At 58.2% G+C, this 17,039-nt stretch carries 17 protein-coding genes; 3 read left to right on the top strand and 14 right to left on the bottom strand.

What is annotated here, in order from left to right; all coding sequences use genetic code 11:
• Positions 1 to 114: 114 nt before the first annotated feature.
• The 14 genes from J8E65_RS01685 to J8E65_RS01750 all read right to left on the bottom strand — a co-directional run bounded on the left by J8E65_RS01685 (position 115) and on the right by J8E65_RS01750 (position 13,836).
• On the bottom strand, positions 115 to 1,134 hold the full coding sequence (locus tag J8E65_RS01685; RefSeq protein WP_210373661.1) for a methyltransferase: 1,020 nt from the start codon (positions 1,132 to 1,134) through the stop codon (positions 115 to 117).
• A 448-nt stretch (positions 1,135 to 1,582) separates the two neighbouring features.
• Positions 1,583 to 2,071, bottom strand: coding sequence for a group I truncated hemoglobin (locus tag J8E65_RS01690; RefSeq protein ID WP_210373662.1), 489 nt, complete (start codon positions 2,069 to 2,071; stop codon positions 1,583 to 1,585).
• Between the two features lie 160 nt (positions 2,072 to 2,231).
• Positions 2,232 to 2,504 (bottom strand): DUF4242 domain-containing protein, encoded by a 273-nt coding sequence (locus J8E65_RS12700; RefSeq protein ID WP_210373663.1) that lies wholly within the window; start codon positions 2,502 to 2,504, stop codon positions 2,232 to 2,234.
• A 122-nt stretch (positions 2,505 to 2,626) separates the two neighbouring features.
• Positions 2,627 to 3,691 (bottom strand): class I SAM-dependent methyltransferase, encoded by a 1,065-nt coding sequence (locus J8E65_RS01700; RefSeq protein WP_210373664.1) that lies wholly within the window; start codon positions 3,689 to 3,691, stop codon positions 2,627 to 2,629.
• Between the two features lie 687 nt (positions 3,692 to 4,378).
• Positions 4,379 to 6,418, bottom strand: a complete 2,040-nt coding sequence (locus tag J8E65_RS01705) for a copper-translocating P-type ATPase (RefSeq protein ID WP_272491912.1) — start codon at positions 6,416 to 6,418, stop codon at positions 4,379 to 4,381.
• 413 nt (positions 6,419 to 6,831) lie between these two features.
• A complete protein-coding gene (locus tag J8E65_RS01710; protein ID WP_210373665.1) occupies positions 6,832 to 7,173 on the bottom strand; it encodes an SRPBCC family protein in 342 nt (113 codons plus the stop codon).
• A 227-nt stretch (positions 7,174 to 7,400) separates the two neighbouring features.
• A complete protein-coding gene (locus J8E65_RS01715; RefSeq protein ID WP_210373666.1) occupies positions 7,401 to 7,913 on the bottom strand; it encodes a hypothetical protein in 513 nt (170 codons plus the stop codon).
• Between the two features lie 447 nt (positions 7,914 to 8,360).
• Positions 8,361 to 9,149, bottom strand: a complete 789-nt coding sequence (locus J8E65_RS01720; protein WP_210373667.1) for an ABC transporter permease — start codon at positions 9,147 to 9,149, stop codon at positions 8,361 to 8,363.
• Complete coding sequence (locus tag J8E65_RS01725) at positions 9,142 to 10,083, bottom strand: ABC transporter ATP-binding protein (RefSeq protein WP_210373668.1); 942 nt, start codon at positions 10,081 to 10,083, stop codon at positions 9,142 to 9,144. The genes J8E65_RS01720 and J8E65_RS01725 overlap by 8 nt, the downstream gene beginning before the upstream one ends.
• A gap of 179 nt (positions 10,084 to 10,262) precedes the next feature.
• A complete protein-coding gene (locus tag J8E65_RS01730; protein ID WP_210373669.1) occupies positions 10,263 to 10,886 on the bottom strand; it encodes a protein-S-isoprenylcysteine O-methyltransferase in 624 nt (207 codons plus the stop codon).
• Between the two features lie 229 nt (positions 10,887 to 11,115).
• Complete coding sequence (locus J8E65_RS01735; RefSeq protein ID WP_262896811.1) at positions 11,116 to 11,733, bottom strand: dihydrofolate reductase family protein; 618 nt, start codon at positions 11,731 to 11,733, stop codon at positions 11,116 to 11,118.
• A gap of 147 nt (positions 11,734 to 11,880) precedes the next feature.
• Positions 11,881 to 12,705: an SAM-dependent methyltransferase gene (locus tag J8E65_RS01740; RefSeq protein ID WP_210373671.1), complete on the bottom strand. Its 825-nt coding sequence runs from the start codon at positions 12,703 to 12,705 to the stop codon at positions 11,881 to 11,883.
• 106 nt (positions 12,706 to 12,811) lie between these two features.
• Positions 12,812 to 13,294, bottom strand: a complete 483-nt coding sequence (locus tag J8E65_RS01745; protein WP_210373672.1) for a VOC family protein — start codon at positions 13,292 to 13,294, stop codon at positions 12,812 to 12,814.
• Positions 13,295 to 13,569: 275 nt separating this feature from the next.
• Positions 13,570 to 13,836, bottom strand: coding sequence for an Lrp/AsnC ligand binding domain-containing protein (locus tag J8E65_RS01750; RefSeq protein ID WP_210373673.1), 267 nt, complete (start codon positions 13,834 to 13,836; stop codon positions 13,570 to 13,572).
• A gap of 469 nt (positions 13,837 to 14,305) precedes the next feature.
• On the opposite strand from J8E65_RS01750, the gene J8E65_RS01755 reads away from it, so the two are divergent.
• The 3 genes from J8E65_RS01755 to merA are packed head-to-tail and all read left to right on the top strand — an operon-like array spanning position 14,306 to position 16,975.
• The gene (locus J8E65_RS01755) at positions 14,306 to 14,713 is read left to right on the top strand and encodes an ArsR/SmtB family transcription factor (protein ID WP_210373674.1); all 408 of its coding nucleotides are present in this window, start codon (positions 14,306 to 14,308) and stop codon (positions 14,711 to 14,713) included.
• Positions 14,710 to 15,309, top strand: a complete 600-nt coding sequence (locus J8E65_RS01760; RefSeq protein WP_210373675.1) for a mercuric transporter MerT family protein — start codon at positions 14,710 to 14,712, stop codon at positions 15,307 to 15,309. Before J8E65_RS01755 ends, J8E65_RS01760 begins: the two co-directional genes overlap by 4 nt.
• Entirely contained in the window at positions 15,299 to 16,975 is a 1,677-nt protein-coding gene (gene merA / locus J8E65_RS01765; protein ID WP_210373676.1) for a mercury(II) reductase, read from the top strand. The genes J8E65_RS01760 and merA overlap by 11 nt, the downstream gene beginning before the upstream one ends.
• Positions 16,976 to 17,039: the final 64 nt, after the last annotated feature.

The raw sequence follows: 17,039 nt of genomic DNA on the forward strand, positions 1-17,039 counted from the left end.
CCTAAAGGGCCGCGATTCCGTATGATGGACATCTGGCATGGGCTTTCCTCCGTGTATGTGTACCTATTGAGTTTGCGGTTTCTATCCACCAAGTCTTATGCGTCCACGTGATGGCTATGCCTTCCTTCCCTCCACCACCCCCAGCATCTTGGACACAGGGTACCACGCCTGCCGGTACGTCCACCCCGCTGCTTCCAGCAGTCCAGCATACTCCTCGGCGGTCCTCTCCCGTCCGGTCAGCATGACAAGCATGTGAATATCGAAAAGCTTGGAAAGATGGGAGGTGTCCGGGCCAGGGACCACGGCTTCCATGATAAAGATCCTCCCATCCCGGGGTGCGGCCTCGTGAGCGTTGGAGAGAATCTGGATACACGCCTCATCGTTCCAGTCATGAAGGACGCGCTTCAGCATATAGGCGTCTGCCGGGGGGACCTCGCGGAACATGTCCCCGGGCACGTAGGCGCACCGATCTCCCACACCCATCTTGTCAGCCCACAACAACTCTTTTTGTTCGATCACACCGGGGAGCTCCAAGACTGTCCCTCGCAGGTGGGGGTATTTTGCCAAAAGGCTGCACAGAGTCAAGCCGTGGCCGCCGCCGATGTCACAGAGATGGGAGATGTTGGAGAAGTCGTAGCTCTCCAGGGCTTCCAGCACCAACGCGTTATCCATGCTGGACAAGCTGCTCATGGCCTCGTTGAAAACTTCTCCATGACTCGGGTTCTGGCTGAGATACTCAAAGAGAGGCCGGCCAAACTCCCTGACAAAGCCGTCCTGCTTTCCCTCTTTGATCAGGTCAGGGAGGTGCCACCAGGCGAAGTAGGTCAAGGGGCCTTCTTCCCACAGGGTTATGCCGCGCAGTGTTTGCGGGTGGTCCCTACGGAGCAACTCGCCCATGGGGGTCAGGGAGAAAGTCCCGGTGTGGTCTTCTTTTAAGAGTTCTAGAGAACCCAAGGCCCGCATGAGCCGATAGAGTAGGCCCGCATCCACACCCAGCTCTCTGGCCACACGGACGGCGTTCTTGGGACCGTGAGCCAGAGCATCGAACACACCCAGCTTGACTCCCGCATACAGTATTTGGCTACGCCATCTCCCCGAAATCAGGTCGATGAGCCTAGCATTTGCATCTTCCATGATGAGTGGCCTCCTTTTTTATAGACAGCCTCTCTTGCCGTCCGCAGCGCCAGGCGAGTTTGTCGAAGACCCCACGGCTGGCGCACTAGTCAGGCAGGAAGAGGAGTGTCGGCTCTCTCTGGCCGTGGTTGCCGTAATTTTTGTGTGATTGCACTTCGGCCATGCGTCGTTCTTACCTGTGATGTTTTCCATTTTCTCTGGCATGATTTTGCTTCTTTCTTGAGATTGGTCCTATGGTTATGTGCAGGCGAACTTCTCGTCGACAGCAATGTCTGAATGTGCCCGGACCGCTGTCACAAGTGTACATGGGCTGTGGTGGTCGTTCGCTGCCGATACCTTGCCGCATGGGCCGAAGCGATGCTGCCTGAGGCGCCGTGCGCTGCATTGGTCACACCAGCTGCCACAGGTGCCGGCCGCTACCGCCGGTTGTTAGCTGGTGCACTGTCGCTCACTTGTCGTCCTTGGACACCACGATATCAGCCTTCGTCGAGCCAACGAGGGCAAGGAGCTCTTCAGTCTCCTTCGCCGGCACTTTGTGCTTCGCGAGAATCTCTTTGAAGATGGTGACCATTCGGTCCCACTCGCCCTCCGTAATGTTGAGATGCCCGTGGGCCTCCTTCATCGTACGGCCATGGTACTGGCACGGACCGCCAGTTGCCTGACAGACGAGCGCAGTCACATGGTACTTGAGGTACGGTGCAGGCACGCGCTTCCTTGCCGCATCGATCTCAGGATTCGCATTGAGAACAGCATCTGGCATAAGGGCATCTATGAAGTCGCTGACAACGACCGAAATCGGCGCGAGACCACCCAGTCGGTCGTATAGGGACACCTGCTTCTCTTCTGCACTGTCCTGAGCGAAGACCGTGTGGGAGCCGGATGCCATCGGAGCGACGATCGTAAGGATGGCCCACAGTTTCAAAATACGTGTTGTCATGCCTGCCCTCTTTCTGTTTGTGAGGATTTTGTTGGTAAGGAGGGCGTTTCCACCCCACTGTTTCGCTGCCCCGACGCAGGTCGGCTCGATGTTCTGGGTCAGCGGCGGTGCGCTAGCGCCGTCCGCTCTGATCGCTTCAGCAGCTCAATACGATCCCCTCCTACTCAGCTGTAGTCGGATCGATCACCGACCACACTCGTGACACTCTGTTGGCAGGGAACCCGCCTTGCTTTGCGTGCTCGCGCACCGCCTCTTCGTTCGGAGCAACGTATATACAGTAGATCTTGTCGTCCGTGACGTAGCTCTGAACCCACTGGATCTGCGGACCCATCTCACTCAAGACACTGCACGACTTCTGTGAGATGGCCTGCAACTCCTGAGGCGATAGCTTCCCTGCACCAGGAATCTCTCTCTCGATTACAAACTTAGGCATAACTCATAACCTCCTCTTGTTTGATTACGTGATTCGACAGCTTGGCGCCTGCTAACGCTCCGCTTCAGCGGCGCGCGCGGCGGACTGTCTGCCGCATACTGTTGTTGGGCCGCCAATCGAGATTAAGACCGCGCGACGTAAATGGCGTGCATCGGGTCGCCTTCCAGATGATGGACCTGGACATGGGAGAATCCAGCTTCTTTCAGATAGTCCTGCGCCATCTGTTCCCCCCACATCGTTCCCAGCCCTTCGCCACCCTGCGCTAGTGAGACGGTCATGCAATGCATCACCGACACCCCGTACAGCGCAGGACCGAACGGGTGGTCGAGGTTCTCTTCCAAGCGACTGGAGGCTGCCATGTCCATCATCAGGAAAACGCCTTCTGGACGCAGGGCGCGGGAGATGTTGGCCAGAACGACCTTGGGCTTGGCGAGATCGTGGATGACGTCGAACGCGGTCACGAGGTCAAATTCCCCAGGCAACTCGGCGGCGACGTCGGCGACCTCGAAGCGCGCGTTCGGAAGCTTCCAATCGGCCGCTTCGGCGCGCGCGGCCTCGATGCCTTCTGCCGAGAAATCCACGCCCACAAAACGGCTGTTGGGAAACGCACGGGCCATCACATTGACGGCATGGCCTTGTCCGGTGCCCAGATCGATCACGTCAATGCCAGAACGCAAGCGCTCCACGACCCCGTCCGCCAAGGGCAAGATCGCCTCCACCAACGCCGTGTCGAACAGCGCGGCGCTCTCCTCGGCCTGAAGCCGTTGAAAGTCGGGATACTTGTCGTAGCCGACGCCACTACCTTCGCGGAACGCACGGATGACATCCCCCTCAACGGCGGAAAGCAGCCGGATGTATTGCGTGAAAAAGGCGAGATTGTTCGCGCCGGCGGATCGCGTGAGAAAAGCAGCGTGTTCGGGAGGAAGCACGTACGTCTGGGTGGCTGGGTCGTACGAGACGATCCGCGCCACAACCATGCCCCCGAGCCACTCCCGCACGTAGCGCTCCTGAAGCCTAGTGGCTTGGGCAATGGCCTCACTGGTTGCCGGTGGCATTTCAGCCATGGTATCGAAGAGGCGGGTCTGATGCCCGATGCTCACGAGCATTCCCAGGAACGCGTCATTGAGCAGCGCCATCATCCTTCCGGCGAACGCCTCAGCCTTCGCTTGATCCATCGTTTCACTCATCGTCTACCTCTAAGAATTGGTTTACCGTGCATGGGCGGCCTCCGGCGAAGCCGGTCTGCCGTAGTCGTTTGTTAGGCCGCGACCTATCATGGCGCTTTCCGGTGAGGAGACCACAATCCGGACCTGACAATCCGCCTAGCGGTTAGAGCCTCCAGTCGCTGTCTCCGCTCAACAGGGGTGAAAGCCACCCCATGGGCTCAGAAGTACAACCGAATCTGCAAACGACCAGTGTTTAACAAGCTTGCCCTCCCCAACACAAAAAATCGCCACCACCTTAACGTCTAAGTCGTTACCAGAGAAGGGAATTGCCTCCTAAAGAAGCTGCCATATGCTTTACCGACATCGCTCAGGCAGCTCACAACCTTGTCACCTTCAGCAATCTGGTTTCGATTAGGCGATGGCTGGGCGTAGCCTTCCGCACAGCCTATGTATACACCTTTGCCTCTACTCTGTTGGTAGCGTACATCTTTACAGTTTAGCTATCAAGTTCTTTTTTTACAGATTAACTTATGGATTATTTTCATGAAGTTAGCCTCTAACCCGCAACGATCTGTACTTATATCCTTTTAACATTGTTTGCTCTCCAACACTTCCATTTTCAGAAAAGCCTTGCGGTAAGATGACCTGGCAGTAGCGTTCGGCTTATCCAATCCAAATAAGCAATTCCCTCTTGACACAAGGTAGCCCTCAACCAGTAGATACCACCGCCGATAGGTGCTCGCCGCGCAGCAGTTGGGCGTTGATGGCGACAATGACCGTGCTGAGCGACATGAAAAGCGCTCCAAGGGCCGGGGAGAACAGGATGCCCCAGGGAGCCAGGACGCCTGCCGCCAGCGGCAGCGCAAGGATGTTGTAGCCCGCCGCCCACCACAGGTTCTGAACCATCTTGCGGTAGCTGGCGCGGCTCAGGGCGATAACCTTGACCACATCCAGCGGGTTGCTCTTGACCAGGATCACTCCGGCCGATTCAATGGCTACGTTCGTGCCGCCGCCGATGGCAATGCCGACATCGGCTTTGGTCAAGGCAGGAGCATCGTTGATGCCATCGCCAACCATGGCAACCCGCTTGCCCTGCGCCTGCAGCTCAGCGATTTTCTGAACTTTGTGCTCTGGCAGCACTTCGGCAAAGAAGCGATCAATGCCCAATTCGGCAGCAACGGCCTGGGCCACCTCGCGGCTGTCACCGGTCAGCATCGCGACCTCAACGCCCATCTCGTGCAGCCAGCGGACGGCTTCCTTGCTTTCGGGGCGCACGACGTCGGCCACGGCAAAGGCGGCGACCACCTGCCCATCGGCCACCAAATAGACTACCGACTGCGCCTTCTCCCCCGCAGTCTGGGCAAAGGCGTTGAGGTGCGCAGGCGGGCGCAAGTCCAGCATCTCCAGCAAGCGCGGGCCGCCCACATAAACCGGCTTGCCCTCCAAGGAGGCTTGCACGCCGCGTCCTTTCAAAGCGGTGAACCCGCTCACCGATGGCAGCGCCAGCCCCCGGTCCTGCGCCGCCCGGCGAAGGGCTTGGGCGATCGGATGCTCCGAGTCGCCTTCGATGGCAGCAGCCAGGGCGAGCGCGTCGTCCTCATTCCACCCCTCAGCCACCGCCATGCCCACCACCCCGAACTTGCCTTCGGTCAGCGTCCCGGTCTTATCAAAGACCACCACGTCAATATCGCGAGCAGCTTCCAACGCCAGCCGGTCACGCACGAGGATACCGTTCTTAGCCCCCAGTGCCGTGGTGATGGCAATTACCAGCGGTACGGCTAGACCGAGCGCATGCGGGCAGGCGATGACCAGCACGGTAACGACGCGCTTGAGGACTTCGACGTTGAAACCGACGGCGACGGCCCACCCGACGGCAGCCAGAGCGGCCACGGCCAAGGCGATGTAAAACAGCCAGCCGGCGGCCCGGTCGGCGAGCACCTGAGTGGGAGACTTGGACTGTTGGGCTTGCTCCACGAGGCGCATAATGCCTGCCAGGGCCGTCTGATCGCCGGTGGCGGTGACGCGGATGCGCAAACTGCCATCGCCGTTGATGGTGCCGGCGATGACGTTGGCGCCGGGTTGCTTACGGACAGGACGGGATTCGCCGCTGATCATCGCCTCGTTGACGCTGGACTCGCCCTCAACCACTTCGCCATCGGCCGGTATGCTTGCACCCGGACGTACCAGCACGAGGTCCCCTACGTGCAACGCAGAGGTGGGTACGGTTTCCACGCGGCCGTCAGGCAAAAGGCGCTCGGCGGTATCGGGCATGAGCTTGGCCAGTTCGTTCAGCGCGCCGGAGGCCTGACGCACCGAACGCATCTCCAGCCAATGACCGAGGAGCATCACATCGATCAGGGTGACCAGCTCCCAAAAGAACCCTTCCCCCAACTGGGCAAGTTGCGCCAAAAGGCTGTAGACAAAGGCAATGGAAATCGCCAGCGAGATCAAGGTCATCATGCCAGGCCGGCGCTGGCGTAGCTCGGGAACGGCCATTTGGAGGAAGGGTACGCCACCATAGCCAAAGATGACCAGCGAGAACACGAAAGGAACCCACTCGCTGCCGGGGAAGGTCGGCGCGCTGAAGCCCAACCAACGTTGCAGCGCGGGGCTGAAGATCAGCACCGGCAGGCTGAGCACCAGGCAGACCCAGAAGCGGGTGCGAAACATCCGCTCGTGTCCGGTGTGGTCGATGTGGCTTTTGCCGTGCCCGGCGTGAGTGGCATGCCGGGCGGGCGGTTTGGGCATGGCATGGGCAGAGTGGTCCTCGGGAGCGCCCGCTGCCGGGTGCATGGGTTCATGGGACATCGGGTGCGTCTCGTGGGCATCAGCTTGCCCCTTATGTTCGGTCGAAGATGGGCTCATAGGGTACCTCGTCAGTTGGATCCATCTTTTTCTTGGACCTTTGCGACTTCGTGGTCCGGCACGGGTTTGAGGGCACATTAGCTAGTATCACGCATTAGCGCCCTACGGCAGGCGCTTTAGCTGCAGCGCAGAGCAAAGCGGAGCAGCGGCGTGTGCATCCGCTGTAATCCAATAGCAATCCGCTCGAGCTCTTCGATGGCACCATCCCCAGCGCGCTCTGGCAGGAGCGCGCTTCTTCCCAATCTGAGCTGCTTCGCCAGCCAGAGTGAACCATATGGATGCGTGTTCCCGAAGTTTCAGACACAAACGACCACCATATGCGTCAAGGGATCGGGACCGTTGGCGAAGGTCCTGAACCGCTTTGGAAGGCGCCATTGGAATGCAAAAAGCTGGTTTGCCTCGATCGCAGTGATCCGACAACCGATCGTGCTGTTGTTTTCACGGGCGGTTGGCTCCCAGAACAGTTCGTATTTTCCACTGACCTTCGGATCTACTTCGGCAGCCGCAGTAAGCCATTCGGTCAAAAGATCGGCCCTGGTGAAGTATTCGAACGCACGTGCTGGCGGGACAGAGAGAAGCGCGTTCACATAAATCACGCGGTCTGTAACTGGGGCGATCAAACTACGGCTGGGGTTCATGGACTTTTTCTGTGTAGTCGAGCACGTAACCAATGGCATCCAGGAGAACAACATCGCATGGCGTGCCTCTCTCTACGACGCTCGACTGGTTTCCACATAAAACGCATGTACCTTTGTCGGTCGGCATAACGGCCTGCCGACAGCTTCATGGGCTTGTCAGCCAACATCCGCGTTTCAGCTCATGGAACTCCACCTGCGGATCACTTGAACACGACCGGCCCCCAAAGTCACTCGTGAAGATCCAGACCACCTCCCGCGACAACGTGCGCTATGATCGGGAGCAGCAACAGCAACGCTGCGGCGTGAATCCACACTACGCGCGCCCACCTCGGTCTCTTCTCAGGAGCTTCCCGTCCTAACGGGGTCAGGCCCCGGGGCTTGTATACGTTCAAGGTAGCGATCCCGAGTAATATTACCAACCCGACGCCGGCATGAAGTAGTTCTCCCTGCAGCGCAGGGTACAAGACGTCGCGAACGTTCGTAATCGCCGTGTCAGCAGCGATGGCTGCAACCGGCGTAACCACCGACGACATGTGCTGCAGTAACACAGTCACCGCAACCAGCGTAAGGTGCCAGGAAACGACGACCCAATAGTGTCGAAACAGTCCCCAGGGGGTGGCGAGCGAGATGGTAATCCCGGTGATCAAGGCAGATAAAGCGAGTGGCACGATAACGTACGACCCAATCACCCCCAGCGCGATCCACGCAGCGCGCAGGAGCTGATCAGACGGGTCCATCATAGCGGCTATGACGAGCGCAAGATAGGCGAGGGCTGCCCCAATCCACCCCACGGAGACAGTAATGTGCGTTGTGAGAAGAAGCTTTCGAACCTTTCGATCCATCGCCGCCTCCTGCGAATGCTGGCTAACTATTGTTTATATGGGTTCCCACATAAGACGCCTACACCGCTGTCTGTCGGCATAAGACGCTATGTGGGTAAGCTGTTAAGTTCTTTGATTCCAACATCTTCAACCTGTTCCTTTACGCCTTCGGGTTCTTGTACAGTTTAAGCATAACATGCCATCATTGTCTGGGTTACAACGTGTCAATCAGACTATGGAGACTTTTCCCGCCACGGTTCAGAAGGTGCGTATAAATAATGGTTGTCTGCACGTCTTTGTGTCCTAACGGCTCGGATTCAGCCGCACGCGGAGCGTGTCGGCTACAACCCGTTGTTAGCCCGCCCGTTAGTATGTGTGATCTGCCAGCTCCCACCAGACAAGTGTTCCTATCAATCCAACAAGACTCGTAACAATCACAATCACGTAACTGATCCCTCCAAGATCTGCATACTGTGGACCGGCCATCCCAGCATATAGTGCTGGCACACACCAGGGGAAATACTCACCCCATCCTGCTGCGGCGACCACTTGTGCTAGCACTACGGCGAGTATCGCCGCGCCCAGCGCCGGCAGATAGCCAGGCCCTGTGCTCGCGAAGAAAGATACAGGGGTGGTGACGGCAATCGTCAAACATGCCGTAACCACTATGGTGATTGTACCTTGCCGAAATACTTGTGCTGATGCAGCCGGAAGGGCAATGGCTGCGCCAACACCGAGACCGATGAGGTATATGAGTGCTACCAAAATTGTTGACCACAGGATAAAAACGACGAATTTGGCAAGCACGATGGTGGAGCGCGATGTGGGCAACGCAAGCAAGTCTGTGATCGTGTGGTCTGAATACTCTCGACCAAAGATCCAACTGCACACGAACGCAAACACCATAAAGCCGCCGACCGCAGTCGCCTGAGCAAGAAATCCCAGGTAGGTTTGCCAATCGGCAGAACCCGCCAGAATCTGGGCTTTTGCACTAATGATTCCCATACGGCGGGCCAGGTCGGGATCTTTCATGACAATCATAAAAAAGCCACCTGCAAATGGAGCCAACGAGAAACCCAAAGCAGTCAGTAAGGGCATCTTGGAACGGCGTGCTTTCAGTAGTTCTACCCCAATGGCTTGTGTGATGTTACTCATAGTACTCTTGATTTGGCTGCCGACTGTCCACACCGACGAGTCGCAAAAAATAATCTTCCAGATCTTCTTCTTCGACGTTGAGCATCGTCGGTGCGTGCCCTGCATTGACCAATAACGTTGCTACGTCATCTGGCCGCTCAAGTGCAATACCGTCTTTCACCTCAATTACGTTGTTGGGCATAAGTGTTGCCGAAAATCCTGCGCCAACAAGTACGGCGAGCGCCGCTTTACAATCACGCGTTCGAACCAGCAGCCGTCGCCGCCGGTTGCGCTCCAATTCAGCCGCATCAAGTTCCTGAATCAAACGACCTTGATGAATAATGCCAATCCGATGCGCTAGCCGCGATACTTCCGCGAGAATGTGGCTTGACATGAAAACAGTAACCCCCTGCTCTCGCACGAGTGTAAGCAACAGTTCCCGTATTTCAACAATTCCCGCCGGATCCAGTCCATTGGCTGGTTCGTCCAGGATGAGTAGTTTGGGATTGTGCAATAGTGCCTTGGCAAGCCCTAGACGCTGCCGATTGCCGAGCGATAGTGTGCCAGCGCGCCGGTCAGCATAGGCAGTCAAACCTAAAAGCTCAATGACCCGCTCAACAGCCTTCGGCTCAATACCAGGACGGAGACGACGCATCGCTTCCAGGTTTTCGCGTACAGAAAGCTCTGGATATGCAGCTGCTGTCTCAACCAAATAGCCGACGGAATCCCATGGCTTCCTGCTGCCAATTCGAATTCTTTCTCCCAACACCCACACTTCGCCAGCAGTGGGTTTGACCAATCCAAGCAACATACGAATGGTCGTTGTCTTGCCTGCGCCATTTAGACCAAGGAACGCATAAATTTCACCCGGAGCAACACGCAAGGATAATCCGTCTACGGCGATTACATCACCGTATCGTTTCGTCAGGTTGTTGGTCTCGATGGCTGCACGCATTCTGTCCTGAAGAATGCTGTTAATTTATTGGGGATCATAATTTTCGGGCCAAAGGTCTTGAGATGAGTCGCCGGGCCGGCCCAAGGCTAGTATCGTAGGAATTGGCTAACCTGGACTGACCGGGCGGCTCCATCGGGTTGTTTGACGTGCGGCAGTTCATGGTGCTTGGTGATCGGCTGTTAGGTGTCTTTGGCTGGCCATTTGGGCTCTCGGCGGAAGCGTGGGAGGATACGACCGGTTCGTGTGCAGTACTCATGATACTGGTCGCCAAACTGCTCGAGCATCATGTTCTCCTCCTTTGGGACTCTAACACAGTAGAGAAGCAAGAATGCAAGGAGGCCGCCGAGTCCTGCGATCCAGTTCTGCACAAGGAATGCTTGGGACAAGCCAAAGAGGAACTGGGAAGCGTACATGGGATGGCGGATCGACGCGTAGATACCCTCTGTGACAAGTCGATGGCCAGCACTGAGCTCCAAAGAGGGTGACCAATACACACCGAGGTCATGGTGTGCTCGCCAGAAGAGCCATAGCCCGGCCGTGAGGATGAGGACACCCACGACTCCGAGGACTGTCGTGACGGAGGCCGGGAAGGGGTAGTCCGCGAAAGCCAGCCAGTCAGTTAGTGCGTAAATGACTGGCAAGACCAGCCCACCAAGAGTCAGAACCCCGAGGACGAGCTGCTCGGAGGCGGTGGTTTGCTTTCGGACCTTCTTAAGCTTACGGGCACGCGCCGCATAGGGAGCCCGGATGATCAACTGCGCGAGAATCCCGCTGAAGTAAACTACAGTGAGTGCAGACTTCATGATCTGTTGCTTATACACACCTAATGCTCAGCATCAGCGGCAGCGCATCGCGCCGTCCGCTGCATGCTAGAGTACATGTCTTTAGTTGGACTTGCAAGCTCTGTTCCGCTGCATGCCGTCGCTAGTTGCTGACTAGGCCCATCGCGACAACGCCTTCAGGGCCGCAAGCCACGCTACCAGCGCCGCCGCAGGACGAATGTAGCTGAGGCGCACCCACTCCAGCACCTTGCTAGCTGGCACGATCATTTGACCCCGCCTTGCGCACTGGGTAGCGTAGGTGGGTTACGCCAATGCCAGCGATAACCCTCGGACTGCCCAGGACGGCTGGCGCGTCCGCGAGGTGGTCAAAGAGTCGAACTCCAGAACCAAGAAGGAGTGCCGCGATATCGACACGGATTGCGTCGAGCAAGCCAGCGTTCAGTAGCTGCTGGATGGTGTCAGCGCCGTGGACTCCTACGGACTTCCCGCCGGCAGCAGCTTTCGCTTGCTTTACGGCACTTTCGATGCCGTCGGTCACGAAGTGAACGTTCGGGTTGGGTCGCGGCCATCCGGCAGGGATATGGTGGGTAAGCACGAATGCCGGCCCCCACGCGTGATTGCCACCCCAGCCTTCGGCTTTGTCGAACGTGCGGCGGCCGGTGAGCACGGCGCCAAGCTCTGACCAGAGAGCGCGTAGGTGCTCGGCGCTCGGTGCGGAGACCTTGAACGTCATGGGGTCTGCCCCTCCGGCGTGGAATGCGACGTCCCCAGAGTTGAAGTACCAGTCGAACACTTCGGTCACCCCATCGTTGAGGTCGGCGACGTAGCCATCAAGCGACATGGACATGATTGCGACCACCTTTGACATTACGATCCTCCCGCGTTAACCCGCGCGCCGCTTGCGGTGCGTCGGCGTTGAACGGATTGTTGGGCGACTTCAATGGCGGTCGCGCCGCCGTTATGGCACCCGCTGGCGCCGCAGGCTGCGAAGGACGTGAGTGGTCGTCACTGTTGCTCACGCGGGCTTAAGGAACACGCCTTGAACGTACACGATCCGCCCGTCACGCAAGGCACGGCTGGAGTTGCCACGCTTCTCGGCATGTCGCTCGCCGAGCACTAGGTGCATGCCAAGCGGAGGCAGTGTGCCTGCTGGCGGTCGGTTGGCGTCCTCCCAGGCAAGTACAGTCGCAGAGACATCCCGGAATGTGTGTTCCTTCAGGCCTAATGTACCCAGCAGCATCCGCAGATCTTCCGGTGGAATCAGGTGGCTCTGGTCCGCTTCGCTGGCCCAGGGTACGGGAAACTCAAGCGGCTGTCCGTTGCCGGCACAGATGTCCTGAAAAACGAACTGTCCCCCGGCTCGCAGGACGCGCGCGATTTCGCCGTAAAACTGGCGCTTCTCAGCAATGTTCATCTGTACCTGAATCGTCCACACGCAGTCGAACATGCCTTCATCGAACGGCAGCGCCAACGCATTTCCTTGCCGAAATCGGGTCCGCTCCGCTAGGCGCGTGAGTCGGGAAAGCTCGGTGGCCACGATACAAAACTCGGGCATGAGATCAATACCGGTGACATCACAGCCGTACGTCGCGGCGAGAAACCGTGCCGGGCCACCCAAGCCGCTGCCCACGTCAAGCACTCGTGATCCGGGCTTGAGGGCGGCGAGCGCGGCGAGGTCCTTCGTAGCATGGCGCCCGGCCGAGTGAAACTCATCGGCCGGCGCGAGATCATCCACCGTCGGTGCGCTAGGGTCCTTGCCCGCCTCGCGCAAACCAGCGACGATGCGATCGAGCAATCCCACAGCACGGTAGTGAGCTTGAACGGAATGTTCATAAGTCATGATGACACCTCCCTTCTGTCGCCCAACGGCGCGGCGGTTGAGCTGCGCTGGCGGAGGCGCGCAGCGGACCCCGTCTGCTGCAGCCGGTGGTTAGACCGCCACCTTCTCACCCCCGCCACGCGGCGTCGATGGCGGCGTGGTCGATCTTCTTCATCGTCAGCATCGCCGCGAAGGCGCGCTTGGCCTCCTCGCCACCCGCGGCAAGAGCCTCGGTGAGCGTGCGCGGGGTGATCTGCCAGTTCACACCCCAGCGGTCTTTGCACCAACCGCACTCGCTCTCCTGCCCACCGTTGCCAACGATCGCATTCCAGTAGCGGTCGGTTTCTTCCTGCGTGTCGGTGGCGATCTGGAACGAGAAGGCCTCGGTGTGCGGGAAGGCAGGCCCGCCGTTCAGACCGATGCAGGGGATGCCGCAGACGGTGAAATGGACGACCAATACATCGCCCGCCTTGCCCGAGGGATAGTCGGCGGGCGCGCGCAAGACGGCTGTCACCTCGCTGTCGGGAAAGATCGAAGCATAAAATCGTGCAGCTTCCTCGGCCTCTCGGTCGTACCAAATGCAAATCGTGTTCTTTGCGACGTGTGTCATATTGTTTTTCCCTTTACATGTTTAGCTATCAGCGCGTAGGTAATGGCTCTTGCGTGTTAGACAGAGATGGTTTTCCGGGTTAGGCATGAGGGGAGCGCGTATCCGATAATCCTGAGCCAACGTCCTTTTGAGGAATCCGAGGAGCTTCTAGCTACCGAATTCAGGATCGTCCACCACACCGCCCGCGCCGTGAATGAACAGTATTTCTCGCATAAGATCACCTCCAGCCTGTGTTGCGGTCCAGTGACATAGATTCGTTCCATGTTAGGTACCATTTAAGCCGGCGGAAGGCTCGTACGCGGTGGGCCTTGGCCATCAAGCCACCGCGCAACCTTGGAGTCGGTTCCGGCCACGTCCGGCACTTCCGCAATCTTGTCGATCACGGCATCCATCTGCGCCACATCCTCCCCTTCCACGATCGCAACGACATCCGGAGAACCGAAGAGCGCATCCGCATGGATCACCCCTGGAAGCTGCCGAACGGCGCGGAGAACCTTCTTGGGCTGCCGCGTAGTGATAAAGACGTAAGCCCAGATCTTCATAAGTACCCCACTTAACGTCTAAGTCGTTACCAGAGAAGGGAATTGCCTCCTAAAGAAGCTGCCATATGCTTTACCGACATCGCTCAGGCAGCTCACAACCTTGTCACCTTCAGCAATCTGGTTTCGATTAGGCGATGGCTGGGCGTAGCCTTCCGCACAGCCTATGTATACACCTTTGCCTCTACTCTGTTGGTAGCGTACATCTTTACAGTTTAGCTATCAAGTTCTTTTTTTACAGATTAACTTATGGATTATTTTCATGAAGTTAGCCTCTAACCCGCAACGATCTGTACTTATATCCTTTTAACATTGTTTGCTCTCCAACACTTCCATTTTCAGAAAAGCCTTGCGGTAAGATGACCTGGCAGTAGCGTTCGGCTTATCCAATCCAAATAAGCAATTCCCTCTTGACACAAGGACTGTTTTCGTGCATCTTTATTTTAGTAATTTCTAAAATACTAATTAAAGTATGAAAGAAAGCTACATTGAAGGTCAGCGCTGTGTTGGGCCCAATTTTTCCCAAGCTGAGCTGGCCCTCATCAAACGAAATCTTGCCGCGCAGAAGGGACTCGATACCTTGGCAGAAGTGCTCAGCGCTGTAGGCAACCCGCAACGCCTCAAAATCCTCTACCTCCTCCATGCCCACCGAGAGATGTGCGTGTGCGACCTGGCAGAGGTCCTCGAGCTAACCGACTCGGCGGTTTCCCAGCACCTGCGCCGGCTCAAGGACAAAAACCTCGTCCAGGCCCGGCGTCAAGGTCAAACTATTTTTTACACTCTTGTGCCCAACCTCGTCACGACAAAGCTCGAGGAGCTGTTTGCCATGGAAGAAACCAAGCAGCCTTATGCTTTTATTCACAAGGAGGTTACCTCATGAACGGGGCAAAGATCACAACCATCGGTGCTGTTGTCGCTGCCATCGGTGCATCGCTCTGCTGCATTGGCCCTGCGGTGGTTGCCCTCATTGGCGTAGGCAGCATCGGCGCGTTTGCCGCCTTCGAACCCTTCCGCCCCTACCTCATCGGGCTCACAGCTATCCTACTGGGCTTTGCCTTCTGGTGGACGTATCGAAAGCGCGAAGTGCAATGCGAAGACGGCACTTGTAAGGTCCAAAGGGCCAGCAAATGGAATAAGCGAGCGGTATGGCTAGCCAACTTCCTGGCGACAGGGGCCATAGCCTTCCCGTATCTGCCCTCCAATGCACCGACCGCTGCTGCGCTCCCCACAGCGCGGGTTGAGTTCCGCATCAAAGGGATGGATTGCCCAGCGTGCGCGATAGGCCTCGAGGCCACGCTTTCCCGGCGCGAAGGAGTTCGCCAGGCCACGGTGGACTACGAGCGCGGCTGGGCAACTGTCGACTATGATCCGCAGAAAGTGACGCCAGAACGTCTCCTGGCGGTCATTGCCGACGCTGGCTTTGAAGGGGTGATGATCCAAAAAACCGAGAACCAAAAGCCTGTCCATGGAAACTAAACATCAGATTACCCTTGAGATTAGCGGGATGATCTGTAATGCCTGCGCACAGCGGGTCCAGCAGGCGCTCCAGTCGGTGCCTGGAGTGGAGCAGGTGAGGCTCTCGAGCTGGCGCTCCGGTCAAGCATCCCTTGTAGTCCAGGCCTCCGTTACCGACGACCAGCTCCTCGAGGCCGTCTTGCAAGCCAGCCGCGGCACGCCCCACGCCTACCACGCGCATGTACGCGAGCGGTCGCCAATGGCATCTCAGCACGTCAGCGCTGGGAGCGCTGAGACGACCCCTGAGCTCTTGATCATCGGTGGGGGCTCTGCTGCCTTTGCTGCTGCCATCAGAGCACGCGAGCTCGGCGCTACCGTCCTCCTCGTCACATCAGGAACGCTCGGCGGCACCTGCGTTAACGTCGGCTGCGTTCCCTCAAAGACCTTGATCCGAGCGGCGCAGCGCGTGCATGCTGCCAGGCGTGGTGCCACCCATAGCACGTCTGCGCTAGCCCCTCTGGATTGGCAAGCACTCCTCCAGCACAAAGAGGCGCTCATCGCTGCGCTCCGCACGAGCAAATATGAAGGCGTGGCGCAGACGTACGGCATCCCCATCCTTCACGGCACAGCCAGCTTCGCCGGCCCCCAAACTGTTGTTGTGGACGGCACGGTGTACCGGCCCCGCAAAATCCTGATCGCCACGGGTTCAGCGCCGTGGGCTCCTCCGATTCCGGGGTTAGCCCAGAGCGGATTTCTCGATAGCACAGCAGCGCTGAGCCTGCCTTCGCTGCCTGCCTCCCTGATCGTGGTTGGAGCAGGAGCCATTGGCCTTGAGCTGGCGCAGCTGTTTGCGCGGCTTGGCGTTGCCGTCACGGTGCTCGAAGTGCTTCCGCGCATTGCCCCCTTGGAAGAGCCAGAGCTCAGCGCGATGCTGACAGAAGCACTGCGCCAGGAAGGCCTTGCCATCTACACGAGCGTGGCCATCCGTCGGGTAGAAAGAAAGGAAGGCGCCTACCGAGTAGAGGTCGAGCGGGAAGGGCGAACCGAAGTCCTCACGGCCGAGCAGCTGCTGCTTGCCACCGGCCGCAGACCGCAGACAGCCCACCTCAAGCTCGAAGCCGCCGGCGTCGAGACCGGCCCGAAAGGCGAAATCCTCGTCAACGAACTGCTCCAAACCACCAACCCGAAGATCTATGCCGCAGGCGACGTGCTTGGGGAGCCGATGTTCGTGTACGTGGCAGCCTATGCCGGTGCGCTCGCTGCAGAGAATGCGCTCACGGGCACCAACAAGCGGTATAACCTCTCTGCGCTGCCGCGGGTTACCTTTACCGATCCGCAAATTGCCAGCGTCGGCTTGACCGAAGCCCAGGCGCGCGCCCACGGGCACGAGGCAAACACAGCCCTCCTCCACGCAGCGGATATTCCGGCTGCCCTCGTAGCGGATGCGCCCTACGGACTCATCAAGCTGGTGGCCGACAGCCGCACAGGCAAACTCTTGGGCGCACACGTCCTAGCCCCCGAAGCCGGAGAGGTGATCCAAGCAGCCACCATCGCAATCCGCTTGGGATTGACGTACAAGGACCTGGCTGACACCTTCCATCCCTATCTCACCTGGGCCGAAGGTCTCAAGCTGGCCGCCATTGCCTTCGAGAAAGACATCCGCCAGCTCTCCTGCTGCGCAGCGTAGGAATGCAAGCAGCCCTGCCCGCACTGCGCAGGGCTGCTGTGCATCCATTAGGCCGGCCATGCGT

It is taken from the genome of Rhodothermus bifroesti (genome assembly GCF_017908595.1).
Taxonomy (GTDB): Bacteria; Bacteroidota; Rhodothermia; order Rhodothermales; family Rhodothermaceae; genus Rhodothermus; species Rhodothermus bifroesti.